The following is a 21,300-nucleotide window of genomic DNA, read 5'->3' as shown; positions in this document are numbered from 1 at the left end:
CATGTCCCTGTCGGCCGCACCCGCCTTTGCGCAAGGTACTGCGAGCCGGCGGCTGAGCGAGCCGGCACCCGATGCCCCCCGCAAGCAGGGCTATTGGTGGTACGAGGCGCCAAAGCCCTCCACCCCGGCGGAGGATGACCCGGAAGCGCTTCACAAGCCGGCGATCCCCCCGATGGCCGAACTGGCGACCTGGACGCCCCCGAAGATCCGCAAGCTGATCGAGCAGCAGCGCGATTATGCGGCGACGGTCCTGACGGTCGATGCTGTCGCCGACTTTTGGCGACTCCAGGATTTTGCGCGGCGCAAGGCGCGGGCCTTTGCGGGCGTGACCCAGCTCGCAATGCTCCAGAACCCGGAACTCAATTCGAAATCCGCCAACCCGATGGTCGGCGACGCCCGCTCCGAGCTGACGGCGCAGAAGGATGCCATCCGCCGTTCTTATCTCCGCGCGCATGCGGGTGAGTTCGCGCTCGTCATGTTCTCGCGCTCGACCTGCGGATATTGCCGCGTGCAGTGGCCGATCGTGCAGCGCTTCCAGGAGGAAATGGGCTGGCAGGTCACGCTGATGGACGTCGACAGGCGTCCCGAGGTTAGCCAGCGGTTCGGCGTCGAGATCACGCCGACGACGATGGTGATCCGCCGCGGCAGTGCGCAGCGCATGACAATCGCGAGCGGCGTCGAGGCTTATCCCAACCTTGCGCAGATGGCCTATCAGGCGGTCCGGTTGCTTCGCGGCGATATCCGGCCCGAGCAGTTCCTGACCGGTCCCGGCGAGGATGACGGTTTCTTCGACGCTCTCGCCAATGGCCCGGTTTCCGCGACCGATCCCCGAGCCCTCGGCGGCGATCTCGTCGATGCCAATGCCGGGCGCGATCAATGAGACGCTTTCCGCTCCCGATCGGCATCGCGATCGCGGCAATCGCCGCGGGCTCGACCGCGCAGGCGCAACCCGTGATGCGCGACCAGGCGATGCGCGCCGCTATCCATCCCGTCGCCGATAGCAAGGCGATGCAGACCTGGCTGTCACGGGTGCCCGTTACGAAGGACTATCCGGACGACTTCGACGCGACGCTGCGTGGTCAGGGGCCCGCGTTCGTCATCGAGATGACCACCAGCCCCGGCTGCGTCCCCTGCGGCGACCTGTGGACCAAGCTCACCGGCCTGGCGCAGCGCTATCGCTGGCGCGTCCGCACGATCGGTACACAGGAGGCGATGCTCCGCTCGGGGCGGCTCGGCCTGCCCTGGGTCGGCAACCCGGTCGCCTGGGTCAGGCCGCTCACCGATCCCGAGCGCATTGTTCCTGTCGCCATCGGCACCGACCATGCGCCCAACCTGGCGCGCAACCTCTATCTCGCGGCGAAGATGCTGACCGGAGTCAGGCCAGCGGTCGGCGTGCGCGCCATGTCGAAATTCACCGGCATCGTCGGGATGCCGCAACCGTCGCGATCGAGGCGCTGAGCAATGGCGGGCACAGCGTCTCCCCTTTCCATCCGATCTCACAGGAGCCCGCCATGTTCCCGAGCCTTGCACGCGTTCGACTTCTCCTCGCTGGGCTGACGCTCGCCATTGCTGCCGGCGCCAGTCCGGCGAACGCCCAGAGCTGGGCGGAAAGCTGGTTCGACAATGTCACCTATACGAGCCCGGGCAGCTTCGAGGATCAGACCCGGGGCTATGTGACCGCGGGCGGCATGTCCGGCCGGGTCGATGTCCATAACGACTATTTGATGTCGGTGACGCTCCCCAAGGTGAAAGCCGGCTGCGGCGGAATCGACATGTTCCTCGGCGGCATGTCGTTCCTCGACCCCGATTATCTCGTGCAGAAACTCGAGAGCATCCTCCAGGCGGCACCCGCCGTCGCGTTCCAGTATCTGCTCGAAACGCTCGACGAAAAGATGGGCAACATCATCTCGAAGATGGAGGCGGCGACCAACTATCTGAACTCGATACAGGTCAATGACTGCCGGCTCGCCAACCGCATGGTCCAGATCGCCAGAGGCGACGAGAACATGTCGGGGATCATCGAGGAGATGACCGGATACCGCTCGGTCAAGCAGGGCTTTTCGAAGAGCTACCAGCAGAGCCGCGAGCGGATCGAGGCGAACAAGAACAATCCGACCGAGGATCTCCGCGAGGCGCTGACGAATTGCCCCGCGGAAGTCACCGACATCTTCCGTACCGGCTCGCTGCTCGGCCATGCGGCGACGCGCGTCGGCGCGGGCGACTGGGCGAGCGTGATGCGCGCCCGCGTCGGCGACGTCTATATGCGCTGGGACCCCGCCGACAAAGTGCCGCTGTTCACGGCGATTCCGCAATGTCCTGCACAGGATACGGAAAGCGCGCAGGATTTTCTGACTGGGCGCGTGCGGAAACGCTCGCTGAACGTGCCGCCGACCGGCGCGGACTGCTCGCAGGACGGCCCGGGCCGCGGCGCGCTCGTACTTGCCCGCGAGCGGATGCAGTCGATCGCGACCAAGATCCGCACCCGCGCGGCCTTGTCGGCGGAAGAGCGGCAGTTCGTAGCCAATGTCCGGACGCTGCCGGTCTACCGGATGCTCGAATGGGGCGTCCGCCAGGGCGTGGTGGATTCGGTGATCGGCGACACTGACGAGCTGGTGGCGCTCACCTTGGCCTATCAGATGCTCAACGACCTCACCCGTTCGATCGACTTCGCCGTCAGCAACGCCGAGCGCGGCGCGAGCGCTGCGGGCGCCTCCGACGGAAACAGCGCCAACATCTGTCAGACGCGTATTCTGACCAAGGGGATCGAGCAGCTGCGCGATCTGCGCGACGAGGTGCTGCGGCAGCGCGCGCAGATGCGCCAGAGCTATATGGCCGCGCTGGGCCAGGCGAACCTCTCCGCCAATTATGCCGGACTGATCCGCCAGCGCGACCGCGATGCGCGCGACGCCGCCGGCGCCGCCTCGAACCGCAACCAATAGCCGGGGAGCCCTCCATGCGCCGCCTCGCCCGTATCCTCGCCGCCCTCCCCGCCTTGCTCGTCGCTTCGCCCGCCCTTGCGGTCGAGACCAGCTTCCACACCTATGACGGCTTCGCGGAGACGGTCGACGCGTTCCGGCTGGTATCGATGATCTTTGGCGACCCGCGCTACGAGACACTGGTCCTGATCATCGCCACGGTCGGGATCGCGCTCGGGGCACTCCTTGCCAGCGTGCGCGGTTCCGGCATGGGGCTCGTCGCGTTCGGGTTCCAGATACTGATCGGCATCGGACTGTTCGTCGGTCTCGTCGCCACCACCGGCACGGTTCACGTCTATGACCGGGTCCGCAACGCCTATCAGCCAGTCGGCGACGTGCCCGTCCTGCTGGTGCTGATCGCCGGCGCCACCAACATGATCGAGCGGGCGCTGGTCGAGACGATCGACGACAATACCCTCGATCCGAACGCCAAAATCGAGTTCGGCGCGGGCGGGCATTCGTTCGATCTCTTCCTGAACGCCGTCAGCCCGCGCGGGCCGATGACCGACACCTTCCTCGATGCGACGATCAAGGATTATGTCCGCCAATGCTATCCGGTCGCGCGCGTCTCGGCAGCATACGGCGTCGATGACGACAAGCTGTTCCGCACGACCACCGACTTGCCTGCGGCCTTCGCGGCAATGGCGGGGCCGGCGACCTTCTCGACGGTCTATGCCGAAAGCGACAAGGGCGGCACGACGGTGAGCTGTACCGACGCCTGGGACCACATCTCGGAACGGCTGTCCGACCCGACCCTGTTCGAGGGCTATAGCCGGCAGGTGTGCGCGCGCACCGGGTTCGATGCCGGCAATGCCCAGCAGCTCGCCCGGTGCCGGCAGCAACTCGGCGAGATGGGGCAGATGATGCTCGGGCGCCCGCTGACCGCACAGTCGCTGCTGACGCATATCATGCTCGCCAACACCGTCGGCGACGTGCTGTTCGAGGATTCGCCGGCGACCGCGGCGCGGGTCATGGCCAATCGGGCGGTCGTCTCCAATGGGCTCGCCACCATGTCGGTCGCGAATGAATGGATGCCGACGATCCGCGCGACCGTGTTCGCGATCATGCTCTTCATGATCCCCGTGGCACTGCTGTTCATCTTGACCCCGATCAACATGCGCGTGGCGAGCTTCGCGCTCGGCCTGTTCGTGTTCGTGGCGCTTTGGGGCGTGATCGACGCCGGCATTTACCAGCTCACTTTGGGCCGCGCCGCCGACGTCCTCCAGGAGATGCGATCGAACGCACTCGCGGCTAACGCCTGGCTGCTGGCGCCATCCGCGGCGATGAAGGCGCTCGCAATCTTCGGCAGCTTCCGCACGGCCGCCGCCGGGCTGGCCGGTGCGTTCGTGTTCACCGTCTTCCGCTTCTCGGGTAACGTATTCACCTCCTTCACCAGCGGCGCGCTCGGCGTTGCGCATCAAGGCGCAGCCGCGGCCGCACCGATCGCGACGACCGAGGGCTTTGCCTCGGCGCTCGAGAGCCAGGCATCCGCCGCCGGCACCCGCGCCCGCGCCAATGCCTCGGCCAGCTTCGGGGATTTCGGGGAACGGTCGACCTTCGGAAGCAACCGGGTATTCGGAGAGGCGAACCGGATCATCGGCGAACGGCCGGCAACGGCGGGCGGCACTGCGTTCGCGCTCGGCGGGATCGAAGGCGCACGCCAGATGGGCTCGCTCTCACCGGCACTTGGTGGCCGCGATCTCGCCGATCCGGCCGTCGCGCGCGCCGTCCAGGCTAACGCCGCGACCAGCGCCATCCACCAGTTCGCCGAGAAGGACGCGCTGCGGAAACTCGGCACCAACTATTTTGGCCAAGGCGAGGCCGGCGAGAAGGCGTTCGGCGCCTTCGCCCAGAACCTCGTCCAGTGGCGGGCGTTCGGCGACCAGCGCGCCTACGGCATGATGATGCAGGCCGCGACGCGGCATTTCGAGCGCGGCGGCTATTCGGCGAAGGATGCCGAGCTCAAGGCGTCTGGAGTGATCGGCGAGGCTCAGTCCGACCCGACCTTCGCCAAGCTCATCGCCAATGCCTATGACCAGGAAGCGATGATCGCCAACGATTTGACCTCGGCCCAGACCCAGGTCGGCGCGATGGAAGGCCGGCGTGACTTCGCCGGCGACCAGGTTGCAGCGGTCGAGCGCGGCAATGTCGCGACCGAGCAGGCGCTGCGCACCGGCACCAACCAGGGCCAGCGCGACGCAGCCCAGATGCTGGGCCTCTCCCCCCAGGAGACCGCGCGCCGCATCGGCTTCATCAATGCGCTCTCGGGGGAGGCACGAAGCTCTGCCGTTTCCCAACTCTCCCGCGCTACCGGTCGGAACGAGGCGCAGGTCCTGCGTGCTCTCGAGACGTACAATGTGGCAACACAGGTCGGCACCGCGGATGGGGCGACAGCAGAGGCCGGGCGCGAGGGTACCAGCGTCTATGGTCGCACGCGCGAAGCGGCGGGTTATGATTTCGCCGAGCGTTCGGGCAAGCTCGACGCGCAGCGCGAGGTAGGCACGGGAGGCACACGGTCGGCGGCACGGATTGGCGAGCAACGCCGCCAGTCCGAGAATTTCGGCTTCGCGGAAGGCGCGTCCGCCGCCGGTGTATCGACCCGTGAAGCAGCGCGGCTCGACAGCTTCATTCAGGCCCTCAGCCGGACCGCCGGCAACCAGGTCGATATGGCCGAAGGTGGCGCGGCCGGTATCGCCGACCGCGCGCGCAACGAACGGCTCACCCGCATCGTCGACAATGAGCGGCTGAGCCGCATGCAGGGCCTCCTGCGCGCCGAGGGCGTTACCATGTCGAAGCGCGAGATCGCGATGGCGCAGAATGGCGATCTGGCGATGAATGTCACCCCAGAGCGCGCCGGCCAGCTGCTTCGCGCCGGTCTGATCAACGAGAGCCAGTTCGGCGCGCTCGCGAACGGCGGATCGGCCCGGTTCAGCTTCGCGGACAACGACCTGCTCGTCTCCAGCAGCGCCGGCTTCCAGCAATCGGCGCGCAGCGACACCAGCACCCGGTTCGAGGCAGGGAAGCAAGCCGGCCCCGACACGATCGAGCATTTCATGGGAGGCGGCGAGGAAGGCCGCACGGCAATGGCGAACTGGTTGCGCGGCGGGTTCGAGATGGACCGCAAGGGCGAGTGGCGGCTCAAGCCCCAGGTCGCCGACACGCTCCAGCGGGACGTTCAGGCCATCATGGCGCAGACCGGCTGGCAGCGGTCGCTTTCACGCAGCGCTGAGAAGCAGACGACGATGGGTACGTCGTGGGGCGCCAATCTTGGGGGTGGTGCAACTGTCGGCTCGGGCGTAGCAGAGGGATCGGGAAGAGGTGGCACGACTGGCAAAGGTTCGCGGGGAAGTCGCGGTCACGCTGGTGTCCAGGTTGGCATCGACAGTCGCGATACCGGCTCGACCAGTTCCAGGGCCACGTCGACGATGGATATCGCCAACTACGATGTTCGCTCTGCAATCGCGGCAGCTGAGAAATCGGCAGCCCGATCAAACGATCCCGCCGCAACCTTCTCTCAGGAGTTGGGCAACCGGATTATGGGAAGTGACGGGCTACGGAACCGCTATCTCGAGAATTCGGACTCGGGGCGAGGCACATGGGATTACGCGGCGCCCATCACCTCCATGGAACAGTCGGCAATCCTCAAGGGCGGGAGGTTCACAACCGATCGTGACCATAGCGGCGGCGATGGCGACCCAACGTACAAGACCAGGAAGGACTAGCGCGGAAGCTCGTCATGCCCATGGTTGCCGATCCAGCGCGGACCTGACCGAGGATCAAATTCGTCCATTGTAGGATGTGGCATCCCCCAGCCGCGGCGAGTTCCATAACCGATGTCCAAGGGAGGATCGACGGGCTCGCCCTCTTCCAAAAACCGCCCAAAGTAGCGGAGCCCAAGGATGAAGAGCGCAGTGACTGGCAGGAACACGATGTTGGTGACGACCGCGTAGCCGCTCTCATAGAAGTCAGCCAGCCACGCGATCCGGGTCGGACCTCCGGCCGGCGCCCAATAGAGTGGGATCGCGGCCCACCACATTTTGGCGTACCAAGGTCTCCAGAGATAATCGGATGCTCGCAAGCGGGCCGGCTGTTCGGTAGCCTCGTCGGGCCCTTGGTCATCACTGCAAGTTTCTGACGACATGGAGCAATCTCCTTAGCCTCGCCTTCATAACAAAATCGAGGCTTCGTTAGAACTGTTGATCACCGGCATTGCGAAATTGTGATGTCCCTCAGCCGCCTCCGCGATGCCCCGCCCCCCTTCCCTCCTTTCCAAACGTACTCTTGTTGGTGTGATCAATAGGGCGCTGTGATTACGTTCGCAGGACGATTTGCGGCTACCGGTTTAGGCCGTCGGCAGAGCCACCAGACCGCTTCTCGGCCGTTAGCCGTCTGCCGGTGTCGGACGATAATCTAGAAGAGCAGCCACCCCGTTTGCCAATTGAAGCATTCGAAAGGGACGTGAGCCTCAATTAAGGCCGAGTTTGGAAAAGAACGCCTCGTTACGCAGGCGAGCGTCATGCAGCAGCTTGTTGTACGGAAGAACTTCGACGACAGCATTGTGAATCGGGGAAAAGCCGAAATACCCCTCGCCGTCCGCGCTCCGGCTCTGGGCAATCGACAGTGACACCATCTCGATCAGCTTTGGCGTGAAATCAGCGATCACAAAGCAGATGAACCGGGTGGAAAGAGGTATTGGTTTGCGAATACGGCCGGTCCGATCCTTAAAGGCGCCCCCGTTGCGCATGATGTTCACGTACTCCAGCACCTGGGTGATAGGATTGTCGTCATGACCATAAGCGGTCCGGCCTGGTCGTTTGAACTCGACGATGATGATGGGCTCGTCCGTCCCCTCCCGATCAAAAGCCAATGACCGATCAAACACGACGGCAATGTCGGGCTCGCGACCGCTGTCACTGTCGGCCAGAAAGGTTTTGAACGGCTTGTCGGATTTCAGATAGGAGTAGAAAGCGAGCCTGTCGTCCAGGATCCAGAGATTATGGTCCTCGTATTCAAGCGCCTCCCCATCCGATCGGATAGGGATGATCAAGTCATGAACGATCTCTTCCCGCAGATAATTGCGTGCCTCAGGATCGGCGTACGCGAGTGAGCTGTCGAGGAGGTCGAGGATCTCTTTCCGCTTCACGACATATTCTGCGAGCGAAGCCTTCTTGTCGATGTTGATCGCGCCCGCGACCTTTTGCACGCGTTCCGCCATATCCTCGCCGGTTGCGGTCACCAGTGCTTTGATCTCCCGCCGAGTTTCCCGCTGCTTGCGGCGACGCTGCCGCGCCAGCTCGAGGAAGATATCCTCTTCGGATTTTGCATTGAGCGAAAGGTTTTCTTCAACAAATGCCGGGACGTCACCCGCCACCGCAAGAAACTGAGGGTTTTCGCGGATAATGCGTAGAGTAGTCTCTGCCTGCTTTAGCCTGACGAGCTCGATATAAGGCGCCAGTCGCTGCTTGGCGGCAGCGACAGCCGCGGCGTGCAGGGCACGATAGGCTTCCTCGGAGAAGGTGAAATTCGTCCGCTCCTGATTGACATGCCCGTTCAGGAAGTCGCCGGAGACAAGGCCGATATACACACTGTCGGCATTCTCGCCGATATAGCCCAGTCCAAGCTGGTTATCGATCTTCTCATCCCGCACCACCCGTCCGTCACCGACATAGAGGTTCCAGTGCTTGGATCCCTCGTGAAGACGGAGACCCTTGTTGAGCAGGATATGATAAATGTCGGCTGAGATCGGCTCGGCGTCTGGCTCGAGCGATATGCGGATTGTCTCCAGCACCTCGGATTCTACGTTCTCGCTGTAGAAATCGAGCAAGCTGATCCGCTCTGCGCCGTCGATCAGGACAAAAGCCGGAACCTCGTAGCTGGCGAAATTACGAAGGAAGTGCCCGATAATCTGAGCGGCGATCGTATCGGTCCTACGCGGGCAGTGCGCGCTATAAGCTGGAGCATAGGGCTCCAGATGTATCCTGGTTCCGACCTTCGCCGCCGTGCCGCCCACCGACAGCTCGTGACCCCGCACTGGATTGCTGTCGCTATCCCCGATCGCAAAGGCGAACGTTCGATAGAGGATCTGGCCGTCTTCCTCGAAGCCGCTCGACACTTTGGTGTTTTCGAAGACCTTAAGCCACGAAAGCCGACCGACGCCCTTGCCGCCACGGCTGATCTTGCTGGCTGTGTCCGCCGTTCGAAACGCCCTCCAGTTTTCGGGAGTCAGGCCAATCCCATTGTCTTCGACTGAGAAGCCGATGACCGGCGGGCTTTCGTCCTCGCTATCGCTCCGCAAGACGGTCACGGTGATACTGCCCCGCTTCGTCGCTTCCCGATCCCAACGCGCCTCGATCGCGTGGAAAGCATTCGCCACTGCTTCGAACAGCGGGAACAAAGCATTGAGCGGGGACGGCGCGAACCCAAGGTTGCGCACGCGTCCAGCTAGGCTGAACTCAAAATTGTCAGAATCATCATCGCGCACGCACAGGCTCCCCCAAGTCTGGTTACGTCAGTCACCGGCCGCCTGCAAAACCTTCCTTTGCGGGAAAGGCGGACAGTCGGTTTAGCCAATCGGCTGCATGGAGACACGCAGCCCATTGGCTTGCTTAGGCGGCGGCGGCCTCGAGCTCGGACTCAAGGGTTTCGATAAACCCCTCCATGGTCGTCTCGCGCATATCGACCGCCTTCGCACCGCCCCCGGCTACGACGGTCACGTCGGTGATGCCGATCACACCGAGGACCATGCGGAGGTACTGCGTGGCGATGTCACGGTCGCGGATCGGCGAACCTTCGGTGTAGACACCGCCGCTCGCCACCAACACTGTGGCGGTCTTGCCGGTGACGAGGCCTTTGCCGTCAAAGCCGAGCGTCAGCCCCTTGCGCACGATGCTGTCGATCCAGGCCTTGAGCTTGGCAGGCACGTTGTAGTTATAGACCGGGGTCGCGATCACCAGGTGGTCGCAGGCGAGCAGTTCGCCGACGAGTTCGTCAGACAGGCGCAGTTCGGCCTTCATCTCGAGCGAGTGTTGCTCGGGCGGCGTGAAATAGGCCTGGAGCCACGGCGCGTCGATGAACTGGAGGTTGGTTTCCGTCAGGTCGCGCTCGACGACTTCGCCATCCGGGTGTGCCGTCTGCCATTCGGCGACGAAGCGACGTGTCATGTTGCGCGAGATCGAATTATCCCCGCGGGGACTGGTTTCGACAACGAGAAGCTTGGTCATGATTATTCCTTCTTGAGAATCGATCAGCCGAAACGGAAACCGGATATCGGCTTGCCGAGAGCATGGCCGTGGAAGTGAATGACGCCGGTCTCGCCCGACGCCGCGCCTGCCGCGATCATCAGAGGCAGCAGGTGGTCCTCATGGGGCTGAGCCACGCGGGCATGCGGGGCGTCTTCCCAGCGGATCAGAGCTTCGTCGCGCGTCGCGCCATCGATCATGGCGGCGCGCAGCCAGGCGTCGAATGCCTCTGCCTTCTCGTCTACCGCTCCGCCGCCGAAAAAGCCGCGCATGTTGTGGTATGACTGGCCGCTGCCGAGGATCAGCACGCCCTCGTCGCGCAGCGGCTTCAACGCCCGCCCGATCGCAAGGTGGGCGGCCGGATCGAGACCACGCTGCAGTGAAAGCTGCACCAACGGAATGTCGGCTTCGGGCACCATGACCTTGAGTGGCACGAAGATGCCGTGATCCCAGCCCCGCGCATGCTCCGCGCCGTTGGCAATGCCGGCATCCGACAACAGCTCGCGTACCCGTGCCGCAATTGCCGGGGCGCCCGGCGCGGGCCAGGTCAGACGGTAGGTGTGATCGGGAAACCCGCCATAGTCGAATAGGAGCGACGGATGCGCGCCGGTGTTGACGGTCGGCACGTCCTCTTCCCAATGCCCGGATATGGCGAGGATGGCGCGCGGCTGCTCCGTCAGCGTCGCGAGGAATCCGCGCAGATAGGTCTCCAGCTCGCGCCACGTATCGCGCATCGGCCCCGGTTCCAGGAAGAAGCAGGGCCCGCCGCCGTGATTGATGAAGAAGGTGGGTTGCATGAGAGCTATATGCCCACTGGACGATCATCGCAGGAGTGATAAAGATGTGATGATCTTTATCGGCTGGAGTGATGGATGATCGGGAACTTCACGCTGGACCAACTCCGCGTTCTCACGACCATCGCCGAGACAGGCAGCTTCTCCGCCGCAGGGCGCAGGCTCGGACGCGCGCAATCCGCGATAAGCCAGGCTGTTGCGACGCTGGAGGACACGCAGGGGGTGACGTTGTTCGACCGATCGGGCTTCCGGCCCGTTCTGACCGATGTGGGCCGGGTGCTGGTGGTACAAGCGCGCTCGGTCCTTGCGAGCGCCGCCCGGTTCGAAGCCATGGCCGCCGGCACGCGGGAGGGGATCGAGGCCGAGCTGGCAGTCGCGATCGATCCGCTGGTGCCAACCGCTGCCTTTATCGACAGCTTGCATGCGCTGCGCGCCGAGTTCCCATTCCTTCCGGTCAGTTTTTCTACCGAGGGGTTAGGCGGAGCCGAGCGACGGCTGCGAAGCGGGGACGCGGCACTGGCGTTCTGTATCCTGTTGCCAAGCGTACCCAATGACGTGGCGGCACTGCCGTTGCTTGGGATCGATCTCGTGCCCGTGGTGTCCCCTGCCCATCCCCTCGCCGAACTGGCCCGGCCGGTGACGGCCGGCGACCTGGATGAGCATATCCAGCTCGTCCTCTCCGACCCGGCCGCACCCGATGGCCCTAACTACGGCATCATTGGCACCAGAGCCTGGCGGTTCGTGGACCTTGCGCGGCGACTGGATTTCTTGCTCGCGGGCCTGGGATGGTGCCGGATGCCTGAGCATCTCATCGCGCCGCACCTCGCGGACGGTCGCCTGGTCGCCTTGACGATTGAGGACGATCCGGCCGGCGCGACCGGTCCGCTGATGATCTATGCCGCCCACATGCGGAATCGCGCGCTCGGACGGGCGGGGTCCTGGCTGCTACGCGAGCTACAGTCTCGGCTCGGCTGATCGGGATTGCGGCAGAACCACAACGAGCTAGAACCGGAACATCATGCGAACTGAACTCGATCACCTTCCAGCAAACAAGCGGCGCGAACTCGATCGCGTGGTGCAGATCCTCTTCGAAGAATTCGAAGACGCACATGGGAAGCCCGAAGGCGACCGGAAACTTGGACGGATCCACAAGATCATTCTGTACGGATCATATGCCCGCGGCGGCTGGGTCGACGAACCGCACACCGCCAAAGGGTATCAATCGGATTTCGATTTGCTCGTCATCGTCAACCAGAAAGAGCTGACCGACCGCGTCGCCTATTGGGAAAGGGCGGAGGAGCGCCTCAACCGCGAGCGCAGCATCACCCAGAACCTCAAGACGCCCGTCAACTTCATCGTCCACACCCTTCAGGAGGTGAATGATGGCCTCGCGCACGGCCGATCCTTCTTCATCGACGTCGCTCGCGACGGCATTGCCCTCTACCAATCCGAAGACAGCGAGCTCCACCAGCCCAAGCCGAAGACACCACAGCAGGCCTACGACGCGGCGACAGAGTATTTTGACGAATGGTTTTCGCTAGCTCTCGCTTCGCAGAAGGGTTTCCACTTCTACATGTCGCAGAAGGAATTCCGCCACGCGGCGTTCACCCTGCAGCAGGCGTGCGAAAGCCTCTACCACTGCGTGCTCCTGGTGATGACCTTCTACACGCCGCACGTTCACAACCTCGCTTTTCTCCGGACGCAGGCGGAACGCGAATCCAACCACCTCTTCGAAGCCTGGCCGCGCGACAACGCCCGCGCGAGGGCTCGCTTTGCCAAGCTCAAGGACGCTTACGTGAAGGCGCGCTTCTCGAAGCATTACCGGATCACGGAGGAGGAACTGAACTGGTTGGCTGAGCGCGTCGACGAGCTCGGTCGTCTGGTGCACGAGGATTGCACGGCACGGATTGCCGAGTTGCGCGCGGCGCTCTGACTGGAGTCCCCACAGCGAGCAACCTCGGTTTGAACTGATGCGACCAATGCGCCATCCCCCGTTTCGGGGGCCGTCGGTGGTTGCGCACGTGTCGCCTCTTGCCGCCACTGACGCGGTGTCTTGCCGGCGCGCCGGACGAATGTGTTGGTGAAGTGGCTTTGATCCGCGAACCCGCATTCGAGCGCGATCTCGGCGATGGGCATTCGGGAATGGGAAAGAAGTATCATTGCGCGCAGCACGCGCTGGCCGATGAACCAGCTATAGGGAGAAATACCGACGGTGCTGGTGAATGCCCGAACGAAATAGCTCATCGATAGCCGGCAGGCACAGGACAGCTCCGAAACCTGCATCGTTTCACCGACGCGCGCCGCCATGATTTTCTTCGCCAGTTGGACCTGCCACGGCGCGAGACAGGGTTGCGGGCGCGCATAGGTCCGGCCAGTCCGTCGCGTGGTTCTACCAGGCGGTTCCGGCTCGCAGTGCCGGGTCCGCGAAATCTGCGCACCAACGCTCTCGCCCACTGTCACGCGCGCCATGCCGCCATTGCGACCCCCAAGGGACAATGGGCTGGCTACGGACGCGGAATGCGGCCTGACGCCGTTCCCAATAGTCCCCACGGCGCCTGGGTGTGGCACCCGATAAGGGCGCCTTGTCCGGGCGTGGCGTGAGGACCCTGTTACTCCCTCTCACTCTGACACCTGGCGGCCGCCGAAGGCGGTCGTGCGACGCTAATTTTTCCTTGAGGGCCAGTCTGGCGATCCGGGTTGGCTTGCGCGGCAAGTGCCGGCACCAAAAGTTGGGAGGCTATCGCGACCGTTGCGACGCTGCGTCCCTGCCCTCGCCGCAAAGGGCCGTTCTCAGATCCCGCTCGGCACGAGCCAGTTCCTTCTGGACCGTCCGCTTGTGCAGACGAAACTCCCCCGCAATCTGCACCTGCGTCTTTCCGTCACGCCACGCCGCCAGGAAGATGTCGCGGCGCTGGGTCGGCAGTGCTTCCAGCATATCGAACACGCGCGATAATGTTCTCCTCGCGCTGGCCGCGCGCTCGGGGTCGGGCGCATCGTCGGCGAGATCAAGAGCGGCAGCCGCGTCCGCCGGTGTAAACCGCATCTCATGGCGGCGCCGGTTCTTCGCGAGGTTGATGGCCATCCGGTAAATGTAGGACAGCGGATGCCGTACATCGCCGACAACCGCACCGCGCTCGAGCTTGAGATACGCGTCGTGGAGTGCTTCGGACGCGGCATCCGGGGAGCGGAGCGTACCGGTCAGCCTCGCGAGGAGATGGTCGTAATCCGCCTCCAGGGCTTCCAGCAGGCGTTTGAGGCTCGCATCGTCCTGGCCGGACGGATCGTGCTCGCTCTCCTTGCCATTTCGTTGGACGGCGCCAGATGAGTCGCCGGCAGTGCCAATTTGCCGGGAGGCACTCGGACGTGCGTTCCGCAGCCCCATCTCAGGCGCGAGCAGCCTCGCGGCTGCCAAGCTCCTCATCTACCGGGCAGCAGCGGCAACTCGAATAGTCGCACAGGCGGCACACGCGGTAAGCGTGTTCTTCGTTGCCCAAGAGTGCGCGCAGCATGCGCTCCGAAAGTAGCCCAAGCATCGCGACCTCGTCATCATTGAGCACAGTCAGGGCGCGCGCGAGCGTAGCGTTGCGAGCTTGAAGCACCGCCATGCTCGTCGTTTCGCCGGCCGCCGTCAGGTGAAGCAATCTGGCTCGCCCGTCGCTCTCGTGCCCGCGGCGCTCCACCAGACCCTCGGCGACGAGCCGGTCTACCAGTCGCACTGCGCCGGCGTGTGAGAGGGCGACTCCCGCCGCGAGTTTGCGGATGGACAGGCCAGGTTCGTGGTGAAGGAGCGCCAACGCAGACGATGCGGGGCCCACCTCGGGTGCTTGGGCACTCGCGGAGCGCACGATCTCGTCTGCCAACAACAGTGCCAGCGCCCCGAACACATTCATGTTGCGCATCGACCGCATACTTCCTAATATATGCGTCGAGCATATACTTCAAGGCGAGGATGTGCTGTAACCGTGACGCGCGGCAGCGGCGGCCATCTCACCCCCCTGCTCACCAATTATTCGAGGAACCGTGATGGAGAAGATCGGCTTCGGCGGAGGGTGCCACTGGTGCACCGAGGGTGTTTTCCAGGCTATTCGCGGCGTGCAGCAGGTCGATCAAGGCTTCATCCGCTCAGATGCCCCCTCCGACACCTGGGCCGAGGCGGTCGTGGTTCATTTCGACCCGGAGGCGATCGAACTCGCGACATTGCTGGAGATCCACCTCAGGACCCACTCCGCCACGAAGACCTTTGAGCCAGGCGGGAAATACCGCAGTGCTGTCTACACATTCGAGGACGGCCAGGCGCCCCAACTGAGGGACGTGCTCGCATCGTTGAGGGGCTCTTTCGAGAAGCCGCTGTCGACGGCGGTCCTGCCGTTCCGTGGGTTCAAACCTTCGGACGCACGATATCAAAACTATTATGCGACCGATCCGGAGAGGCCGTTCTGCAGACGCTACATCGATCCGAAGCTCGACTATATAAGGGCGAACTTCGCCAAGGTTGTGCTCCCGGCCAGAGCCGCCGCTCGCGACGCGCCATCCACGCCATGAATCCCCAACAATAGGGAGCTTCGCTTACTCTGCCAGCGCCGCAATGGACTGGCACTGGCTCCGCCGGTCGGCGACGGCGCACGGACTAGCAACTCCGGCCGATCGATGGGTTCGTCCTGGAGCGCAAAGTGGTTATCGCGATGGTTTCTGGGTCCACCGCGCTGGCCGAAATACGCAATATCGCCCAGTTGGCTGCCGCCTAAAGGTGTAGCTGAACGACGAGCGCAGAGCTCCTGTGCTATGAAAACTATACGCAGAGCACATTGGCCAAATCCGGACCGCACTGCGATAGTCTACGCAATGACTGGCGAAATAAGCGACCTGTCGCTGGCGTAAAATGTCAGGATAAATGAAGTCTCCCCACAGAAGAAACACGGAGCTCACGCCATGCTGATGCAGTCCATCGATGCGATCGAGGCGGAGGTCCTGCCATGCGGCGCCTTGATCTTCACGCAGTTGGAACTGACAGTTATCGCGCTGGCCCGGAGCGAGAAAGGCCGAACTTCTGCGTCCCGAAGCCACCTGGCGCGGGCCCTCTTCAAGATCGACGAGTGTACCCCAGGAAAGCAGGCAAACTGGGCGCTGGCTGATGCGCGGCTCGAAGCGCTCCGCGCGTTCGTCAACTCTCTCCATCGGCACGGCCCAGAGGTCCTCCAGGAGACGCAGACCTTGCAGGAGGCCGGCTTCAGCGGCGCGCAAGAAAACTGGCTTCGCTCGGAATGCGCCCGTCCGCTCTCACCTGCAGCGCAAATTTGAAATCCACTCCGTTACCGGAAGACAGCCGCACATGAACATAATCTCCGAGGCTTGCAGGAGGTTGGAAGCCAAGAATGCGCGTCTTTTCCGCGTGCTGCAGCGCGCTTCGATTGCCGTCTCGATTCTCTTTGCGGCGGGCGTGACGGGTCTGGTGAGCCTGCTCTGGCGCGCCATCGTCGGGCAGGTCCACGATCCGCTGCTCTCGGCCGTCCTCGTCGGCACGATAATGCTGTCGTTAACCGCGGCCGCAGTCATGCTGCTCACGTTCGAGAGACGAGCCTGATCCCCAGGCGATGGTCGCGCCCGATCGCTGACGGGTCGCAATTCCGTCCATCAGAGGTCGAAAAGTTCGGGCGAAGTCGACCTGTCGTTGAGTGGCTGGCGGGCAGTGTGGAAGGCAGATCGCTCGCGCTAAGTCGCACAATTTGCGCCGGGATTTGCGTCGCCTGCCGCTGCGATCGGAGCTTTGGCATGACCCATGCTATTTGGCGCTGTGCCACCCGCGCATTTCGACGCTATCTTGCACGGCATGACCACCATCCGCCTGCTGTCCAGCCCAGATGCTGACGCCGCCGTCGCGGGACTGGGCTTCGCGTCCTTCTATGATAGCTTTATCGCCCGATTACAGGGCCTGAACGTAGGGAAAGTGGTGCCTCGCGTCGGTGAGGCGTTCCCGGACTTCTCGCTTCCCGACTCGTCGGGCCGCTACCGTTCGATCAAGCAGCTTCAGGACGCACGGCCGCTTGTCATCAGCTTCAATCGTGGAAGATGGTGTCCGTACTGCGTGCACGAGCTACAATCATGGGCAGCTGCCGTGCCTGCTCTTGAAGAACTGGGCGGAAAGCTGATTGTCGTGGCGGGGGAGACTGGCGAAGGGGCTGGCGCCATACAGGAAATAATCGGACCGAGCGCGACGGCGCTCTGCGACGTCGACCACGGGGCGGCGTTGGCATGCGGGCTTGCCTTTCCGATCGGCCAGGAGCTGAAGCGCAGGTATCTGGCGATCGGGATCGATCTTGCGGCCATCTACGGAAGCGATGGGGGCTTCCTGCCAATCCCGGCAACATTCGTCGTCGGCGGGGACGGCAACATCCGCTACGCACATGTCGACCCGGACTTCCGAGTACGACCCGAGCCAAAGGACATCGTCGCGTTCATCGCGGCAATGCGCTGAGCAGCCAGGTTCCGGCGACTTCGTGACGGGCCTGCGATAGTGCAGAACTCTTATTCGCGCCACTTCGGCTCAAGTGGCAGCCGCCGCCCAACTGCGCGCGCGTGACGCACGCAGGAAGGCATCTGCGGCGATGCTGCGCTTGCGACCAGCCACCGCCCCCAAGACGACGTCGCGCCGGACCTCGACATCAGCAAACCTGAAGGAACATAGGCGCTCGTCGTCCCGAGGCCGCGGTATGAAGGCGCTGCCGAGCCCCGAGATCACCAGCTGCTTCAGCTGAGCCATGTCGGTGGCGCGGTGCCGGACGACTGGCACGAAGCCGTGCGAGGCCGCGATGCCCTTGAGCCGGGCGCACCCGTTGCCCTCGTGATCGATCCAGGACTCATCGCGCACCGAAAGCAGCGACGGCATCCCCCCTCCCGCGAGCGGATGATCCGCACGTGTGACCATATGATAGCAATGGTCGAACAGCTGCCAGGCGTCCAAGCGATCAGGCGCGTTGTCCGGGAGCTCGACGACCACCAGGTCCAGTGCACCGTTCATTGCGGCTTCGATCAGTTCGTCCGACGACCCGCTGGAAAGCGAGAGCTCGAAGCCCGGGAGACAGTCGGCAAGCTCTGCCAGGATCCGATCGAGCGTGTCGGACTCAATTGCAGCATCTACGCCAAGCGCCAGCGGCGCCACTTCCGCCCTTCCCATGCCCTTTGCAAGTTGGGTCGCGGCCCGGGCTGCTTCGAATGTGCGCTCGAGATGCGGCAACATCTGTCGTCCGAGATCAGTCAGGTGGGTGCGGCTGCGCTCGCGGCGGAACAGTTCTCCGCCAAACTCATCCTCGAGCTTTTGTATCGCACGGGTCAGCGATGGCTGCGACACGTTGCACTCGTCGGCCGCCCGCGTGAAATTAAGCGTCTGCGCCGTCGCGAGGAAGTATCTGATCTGGTGCATCTCCATGAACTGATAGTAGCATCCGAACTGGCCGGTGGCGACCGCCCAGGCCCCATCAACTCATTATCTCCGGAGCGGAACTCGCGATCGTGGCATCGCGCGGCGGCCGGCAATATCGGCTGACCAGCTCATATGCCTTTGCGGGCCCCTGGACCGTGATGATCACCTCAAAGGCGGTCGGTCCCAGAATGCTGTAGGTGGCACGGTAGATGTCGTCTCCGCAGATGTGGACGTCACTCGCTTCCACGACGCTATCCGTCCGAGAGAAACGCAGGCTGAGGAACTGCTTCCCGATATCAGGTCCGTCTGCGAACTCGACAACGACACAGTCCCCGCTCGAGCGATAGAGATACTGCCGGTAGGAAGAGAATTCACCGCCATCTGCCAGCGTAAGGATGCCGCTCTCTCGATATGCGAGGGCGCCTTCGCCAGCAGGGGAGAAGACCGCGTCACCGTGCAGGTGAGCAACTCCGGGCCGGATATCGCGTCGGAGTATCCATGCTCCGCGGAGATCCTGCAGGATTTGCGCGCCCATCGTCACGAGAGGACGCCATTCACGAAGGCTCAGGGGCGCTTCTGTCGCGGACCGAAGCAAACAGCAGCACCAGCGATGCCGCCAGCAAGACCGCATCCTTCAACAGGAATTGCCCCGGTACCGCCGAGATAGCTGGAAAGCCGCCGGCCGTCGGCTCCGCGACACCTGGAGTGGTGAACAGAAAGGTCAGCGTGATGAGATAGGTCGCCGCCGACATCAGTGCACCGAGGGCGGAGAAGATTGGGCGGAATGCACCAAGGATCAGAAATAGGGCAGTCGATAGCTCGACAGTGCCGATGAAATAGCTCTGCCCCTGCGTACCGAACATGCCCAGCCAACTCATCATCGGGCTATGTCCAATGAATGGGGCGATGCCCGCTGCCTCATACGCCGTAAACTTCATCCCGCCGAACCACAAAAACACGATGACCAGCGCCCATCTGAGCAAAGCGAGGTCCTTCCGGTCATGCTCGGCGACGACAAAATCGTAACGGTCGTAAATGCTCATCTGACAGTTCCTAAACAGGCTACGCGTCGCGACGTCGAGAGACCTCTTCGTGCTTCATGTGTGGGGTACTGCCCCAAACTACGGAAAACCCTTCGCCAGCGGAAATGCCGTTGAGGTATTGTTTCGATAGCTGCCGAGCGCACATCGATTGTCGCCTGCGGGCTCTGACTTCGCGACTGACTTGCGTCGCCGCCTTTGCGACCCGGCGGGCAGACTCACGCCATAGCCGTCAGGTATTGCCCGAACCCTCGGCATTGATGAGCCGAAACAGTTTTTCCGCGCGACCGATCGCCGTAAATTCCTCTAAGGCGTTATAACGCAACGCTTTATCCGACAGCCATGCCGATCGGGAGGAAGAGGGTATTGCTTGCTGTCTATGCTCCGCGCACATATAGCCGTGGTGATGGATGGACTTCGAGATAGAAATGTCTTCGGGGCGTTCGCACTCATGATCGGCGACGACATTGTTCGCGCCAGTTCATCGCGAGCACCGGAAGCTGGACCCGCCGCCTCGGCGCTGGCGTTGCTCGCGCACAAGCCCGGGCTCTCGATCCGCGTGCTTGCGGTCGGAGTGGGGCTTTCACATGCCGGAACCGTTCGCCTCGTGGACCGGTTGGCGGCCGAGGGATTGATCGAGCGCAGAGAGCATTCGACAGACGGCCGCACGCGATCCCTCTATCTTACGGCAACCGGGAAGGTCGCGAGCGATGCTGTCCTCGCCTCGCGCGATCAAGTGATTGCTGAAGGGCTGTCGATCCTCGATCCCGACGAACAGAAAATCCTGTGCGATATCGCTGAACGCGTTCTGCGCAATCGCCTGGAGAGCCTCGAGCAGTCATACCGCATCTGCCGCCTGTGCTGCTATGAGGGTTGCACGAACTGCCCCATCGATGCCGAATTGCTCGAGCGAGGCGTAGACCGGGAAAAGAGCGACGACGCGTAGGAGAGCGAGCATCCGGGGTTGCAGGATGGGAGGCGCGCGAGCGCGAAGGCTCAATGCTGAGCGAGAAGATACGCCGCGAGAAAGCCGATGACCGTGATCAAGCCGATGAACGGCGGCGCCTTCTCGAAGGCTTCGGGGATCATCGTCTCCGCGAGCATCGCGATCACGGCGCCCGCCGCGAATGAGAGGATGGCCGGCGCCAGAGTTTCTGCAGAGCCAAGAACGAAGTTCCCCGCGCCAGCGGCGATGCAGACCAGCAGCGGAATGCCGATCCACACCGCGTAGATATAGCGTCGCGACCGGCCCGCGAGCTTCATTCCCGAGGCGCTCGAAAGGCCCTGTGGGACGTTGGCGAGAAAGAAGCCTGCGACGACGGCGAGGCTGATCCTGCCACCGCCGGCGACCGACATCCCGATCACAAGGGCCTCGGGGATCCCGTCGAGGACGCTGCCGAGCGCGATCGCGACTCCGCTGCCATGGTGCTCCTGCTCGTTTGGCTGCTCCACGCATTCACCGCACCGCTTGCGGTGCTTGGCACCACGGCGAGCAAGGTCCCAATTGGAGCCGCTGAAAATCGCGGCGCCGGCGAGCAGGCCGAATATCGCCAACGGTCCCAAGCCCGGCGGGTCTTGCCCGCCGATCAATTCAGTTCCGACCACGGCGATCAGCACACCGCCCCCGAAACCCATTATCGCCGCAATCATGCGGTGCGTCAGCCGCCCGAAGAATGTGTCCGCTATGATCGCCCCAAACAGAAGTCCGCTGCCCGACACCAGGCCCCAAAGACCAGCGATCATAAACTCAGGCATCATGGCAGTAGCGCGGCCCGTAGCGGGGAGCCGTGCTTGCGACCCTTTTCCGCACGACCCAATGGGGGCATTACCAACTTG

22 protein-coding genes are annotated in these 21,300 nt (G+C 63.3%); 11 read left to right on the top strand and 11 right to left on the bottom strand.

Annotation, left to right across the window (positions count from 1 at the left end):
- Position 1 precedes the first annotated feature (1 nt).
- The 4 genes from S2M10_RS18690 to S2M10_RS18675 are packed head-to-tail and all read left to right on the top strand — an operon-like array spanning position 2 to position 6,697.
- Positions 2-880 carry a conjugal transfer protein TraF gene (locus tag S2M10_RS18690; RefSeq protein WP_168847407.1) on the top strand — a complete coding sequence of 293 codons (879 nt, stop codon included), beginning with the start codon at positions 2-4 and terminating at the stop codon, positions 878-880.
- A complete protein-coding gene (locus tag S2M10_RS18685) occupies positions 877-1,458 on the top strand; it encodes a hypothetical protein (protein ID WP_168847377.1) in 582 nt (193 codons plus the stop codon). Before S2M10_RS18690 ends, S2M10_RS18685 begins: the two co-directional genes overlap by 4 nt.
- Before the next feature lie 53 nt (positions 1,459-1,511).
- On the top strand, positions 1,512-2,939 hold the full coding sequence (locus S2M10_RS18680; protein WP_168847376.1) for a conjugal transfer protein TraH: 1,428 nt from the start codon (positions 1,512-1,514) through the stop codon (positions 2,937-2,939).
- A 14-nt stretch (positions 2,940-2,953) separates the two neighbouring features.
- The gene (locus S2M10_RS18675; RefSeq protein ID WP_168847375.1) at positions 2,954-6,697 is read left to right on the top strand and encodes a conjugal transfer protein TraG N-terminal domain-containing protein; all 3,744 of its coding nucleotides are present in this window, start codon (positions 2,954-2,956) and stop codon (positions 6,695-6,697) included.
- On the opposite strand, the gene S2M10_RS18670 is transcribed toward S2M10_RS18675, so the two are convergent.
- From S2M10_RS18670 to S2M10_RS18655, 4 genes are all read right to left on the bottom strand, one after another.
- Positions 6,694-7,116: a hypothetical protein gene (locus S2M10_RS18670; RefSeq protein WP_168847374.1), complete on the bottom strand. Its 423-nt coding sequence runs from the start codon at positions 7,114-7,116 to the stop codon at positions 6,694-6,696. The two genes, S2M10_RS18675 and S2M10_RS18670, sit on opposite strands and share 4 nt — an antisense overlap.
- A gap of 324 nt (positions 7,117-7,440) precedes the next feature.
- Complete coding sequence (locus S2M10_RS18665) at positions 7,441-9,456, bottom strand: hypothetical protein (protein ID WP_168847373.1); 2,016 nt, start codon at positions 9,454-9,456, stop codon at positions 7,441-7,443.
- Positions 9,457-9,580: 124 nt separating this feature from the next.
- Entirely contained in the window at positions 9,581-10,195 is a 615-nt protein-coding gene (locus S2M10_RS18660; protein ID WP_168847372.1) for an NAD(P)H-dependent oxidoreductase, read from the bottom strand.
- A 23-nt stretch (positions 10,196-10,218) separates the two neighbouring features.
- Positions 10,219-10,947, bottom strand: a complete 729-nt coding sequence (locus S2M10_RS18655; RefSeq protein WP_247650910.1) for a class III extradiol ring-cleavage dioxygenase — start codon at positions 10,945-10,947, stop codon at positions 10,219-10,221.
- A 138-nt stretch (positions 10,948-11,085) separates the two neighbouring features.
- Between S2M10_RS18655 and S2M10_RS18650 the strand changes: the two genes are divergently transcribed.
- Together S2M10_RS18650 and S2M10_RS18645 are read left to right on the top strand one after the other, a co-directional pair.
- The gene (locus S2M10_RS18650; RefSeq protein WP_168847370.1) at positions 11,086-11,982 is read left to right on the top strand and encodes a LysR family transcriptional regulator; all 897 of its coding nucleotides are present in this window, start codon (positions 11,086-11,088) and stop codon (positions 11,980-11,982) included.
- A 43-nt stretch (positions 11,983-12,025) separates the two neighbouring features.
- Positions 12,026-12,940, top strand: a complete 915-nt coding sequence (locus tag S2M10_RS18645) for a nucleotidyltransferase (RefSeq protein WP_168847369.1) — start codon at positions 12,026-12,028, stop codon at positions 12,938-12,940.
- On the opposite strand, the gene S2M10_RS18640 is transcribed toward S2M10_RS18645, so the two are convergent.
- From S2M10_RS18640 to S2M10_RS18630, 3 genes are all read right to left on the bottom strand, one after another.
- A complete protein-coding gene (locus S2M10_RS18640) occupies positions 12,826-13,251 on the bottom strand; it encodes an AraC family transcriptional regulator (protein WP_247650912.1) in 426 nt (141 codons plus the stop codon). The two genes, S2M10_RS18645 and S2M10_RS18640, sit on opposite strands and share 115 nt — an antisense overlap.
- A gap of 493 nt (positions 13,252-13,744) precedes the next feature.
- Positions 13,745-14,419, bottom strand: coding sequence for an RNA polymerase sigma factor (locus tag S2M10_RS18635; RefSeq protein WP_247650909.1), 675 nt, complete (start codon positions 14,417-14,419; stop codon positions 13,745-13,747).
- Positions 14,391-14,906: a MarR family transcriptional regulator gene (locus S2M10_RS18630; protein WP_247650908.1), complete on the bottom strand. Its 516-nt coding sequence runs from the start codon at positions 14,904-14,906 to the stop codon at positions 14,391-14,393. The genes S2M10_RS18635 and S2M10_RS18630 overlap by 29 nt, the downstream gene beginning before the upstream one ends.
- A 124-nt stretch (positions 14,907-15,030) precedes the next feature.
- Here S2M10_RS18630 and S2M10_RS18625 point away from each other — a divergent pair, with 124 nt between their 5' ends.
- The 4 genes from S2M10_RS18625 to S2M10_RS18605 all read left to right on the top strand — a co-directional run bounded on the left by S2M10_RS18625 (position 15,031) and on the right by S2M10_RS18605 (position 17,479).
- Entirely contained in the window at positions 15,031-15,549 is a 519-nt protein-coding gene (locus tag S2M10_RS18625) for a peptide-methionine (S)-S-oxide reductase (RefSeq protein WP_168847366.1), read from the top strand.
- A gap of 387 nt (positions 15,550-15,936) precedes the next feature.
- Positions 15,937-16,305: a hypothetical protein gene (locus S2M10_RS18615; RefSeq protein ID WP_168847365.1), complete on the top strand. Its 369-nt coding sequence runs from the start codon at positions 15,937-15,939 to the stop codon at positions 16,303-16,305.
- Between the two features lie 31 nt (positions 16,306-16,336).
- On the top strand, positions 16,337-16,588 hold the full coding sequence (locus tag S2M10_RS18610) for a hypothetical protein (protein WP_168847364.1): 252 nt from the start codon (positions 16,337-16,339) through the stop codon (positions 16,586-16,588).
- A 246-nt stretch (positions 16,589-16,834) separates the two neighbouring features.
- The gene (locus S2M10_RS18605) at positions 16,835-17,479 is read left to right on the top strand and encodes a peroxiredoxin-like family protein (protein ID WP_168847363.1); all 645 of its coding nucleotides are present in this window, start codon (positions 16,835-16,837) and stop codon (positions 17,477-17,479) included.
- Positions 17,480-17,548: 69 nt separating this feature from the next.
- Here S2M10_RS18605 and S2M10_RS18600 read toward each other — a convergent pair whose 3' ends face one another.
- The 3 genes from S2M10_RS18600 to S2M10_RS18590 are packed head-to-tail and all read right to left on the bottom strand — an operon-like array spanning position 17,549 to position 19,467.
- Entirely contained in the window at positions 17,549-18,430 is an 882-nt protein-coding gene (locus tag S2M10_RS18600; RefSeq protein WP_168847362.1) for a LysR family transcriptional regulator, read from the bottom strand.
- A 49-nt stretch (positions 18,431-18,479) separates the two neighbouring features.
- The gene (locus S2M10_RS18595; protein WP_247650911.1) at positions 18,480-18,959 is read right to left on the bottom strand and encodes a DUF6314 family protein; all 480 of its coding nucleotides are present in this window, start codon (positions 18,957-18,959) and stop codon (positions 18,480-18,482) included.
- Between the two features lie 19 nt (positions 18,960-18,978).
- On the bottom strand, positions 18,979-19,467 hold the full coding sequence (locus tag S2M10_RS18590) for a DUF417 family protein (RefSeq protein ID WP_168847361.1): 489 nt from the start codon (positions 19,465-19,467) through the stop codon (positions 18,979-18,981).
- 448 nt (positions 19,468-19,915) lie between these two features.
- Between S2M10_RS18590 and S2M10_RS18585 the strand changes: the two genes are divergently transcribed.
- Positions 19,916-20,410, top strand: a complete 495-nt coding sequence (locus S2M10_RS18585; RefSeq protein ID WP_247650907.1) for a MarR family winged helix-turn-helix transcriptional regulator — start codon at positions 19,916-19,918, stop codon at positions 20,408-20,410.
- A gap of 50 nt (positions 20,411-20,460) precedes the next feature.
- Here S2M10_RS18585 and S2M10_RS18580 read toward each other — a convergent pair whose 3' ends face one another.
- Entirely contained in the window at positions 20,461-21,222 is a 762-nt protein-coding gene (locus S2M10_RS18580; RefSeq protein WP_247650906.1) for a ZIP family zinc transporter, read from the bottom strand.
- Positions 21,223-21,300: the final 78 nt, after the last annotated feature.

The sequence above is a fragment of the Sphingomonas sp. S2M10 genome, from assembly GCF_012650175.1.
Lineage (GTDB): Bacteria > Pseudomonadota > Alphaproteobacteria > Sphingomonadales > Sphingomonadaceae > Sphingomonas.
The sequence above is the reverse complement of the archived record's forward strand: the minus strand, read 5'-3'. Positions and strand labels throughout refer to the sequence as shown.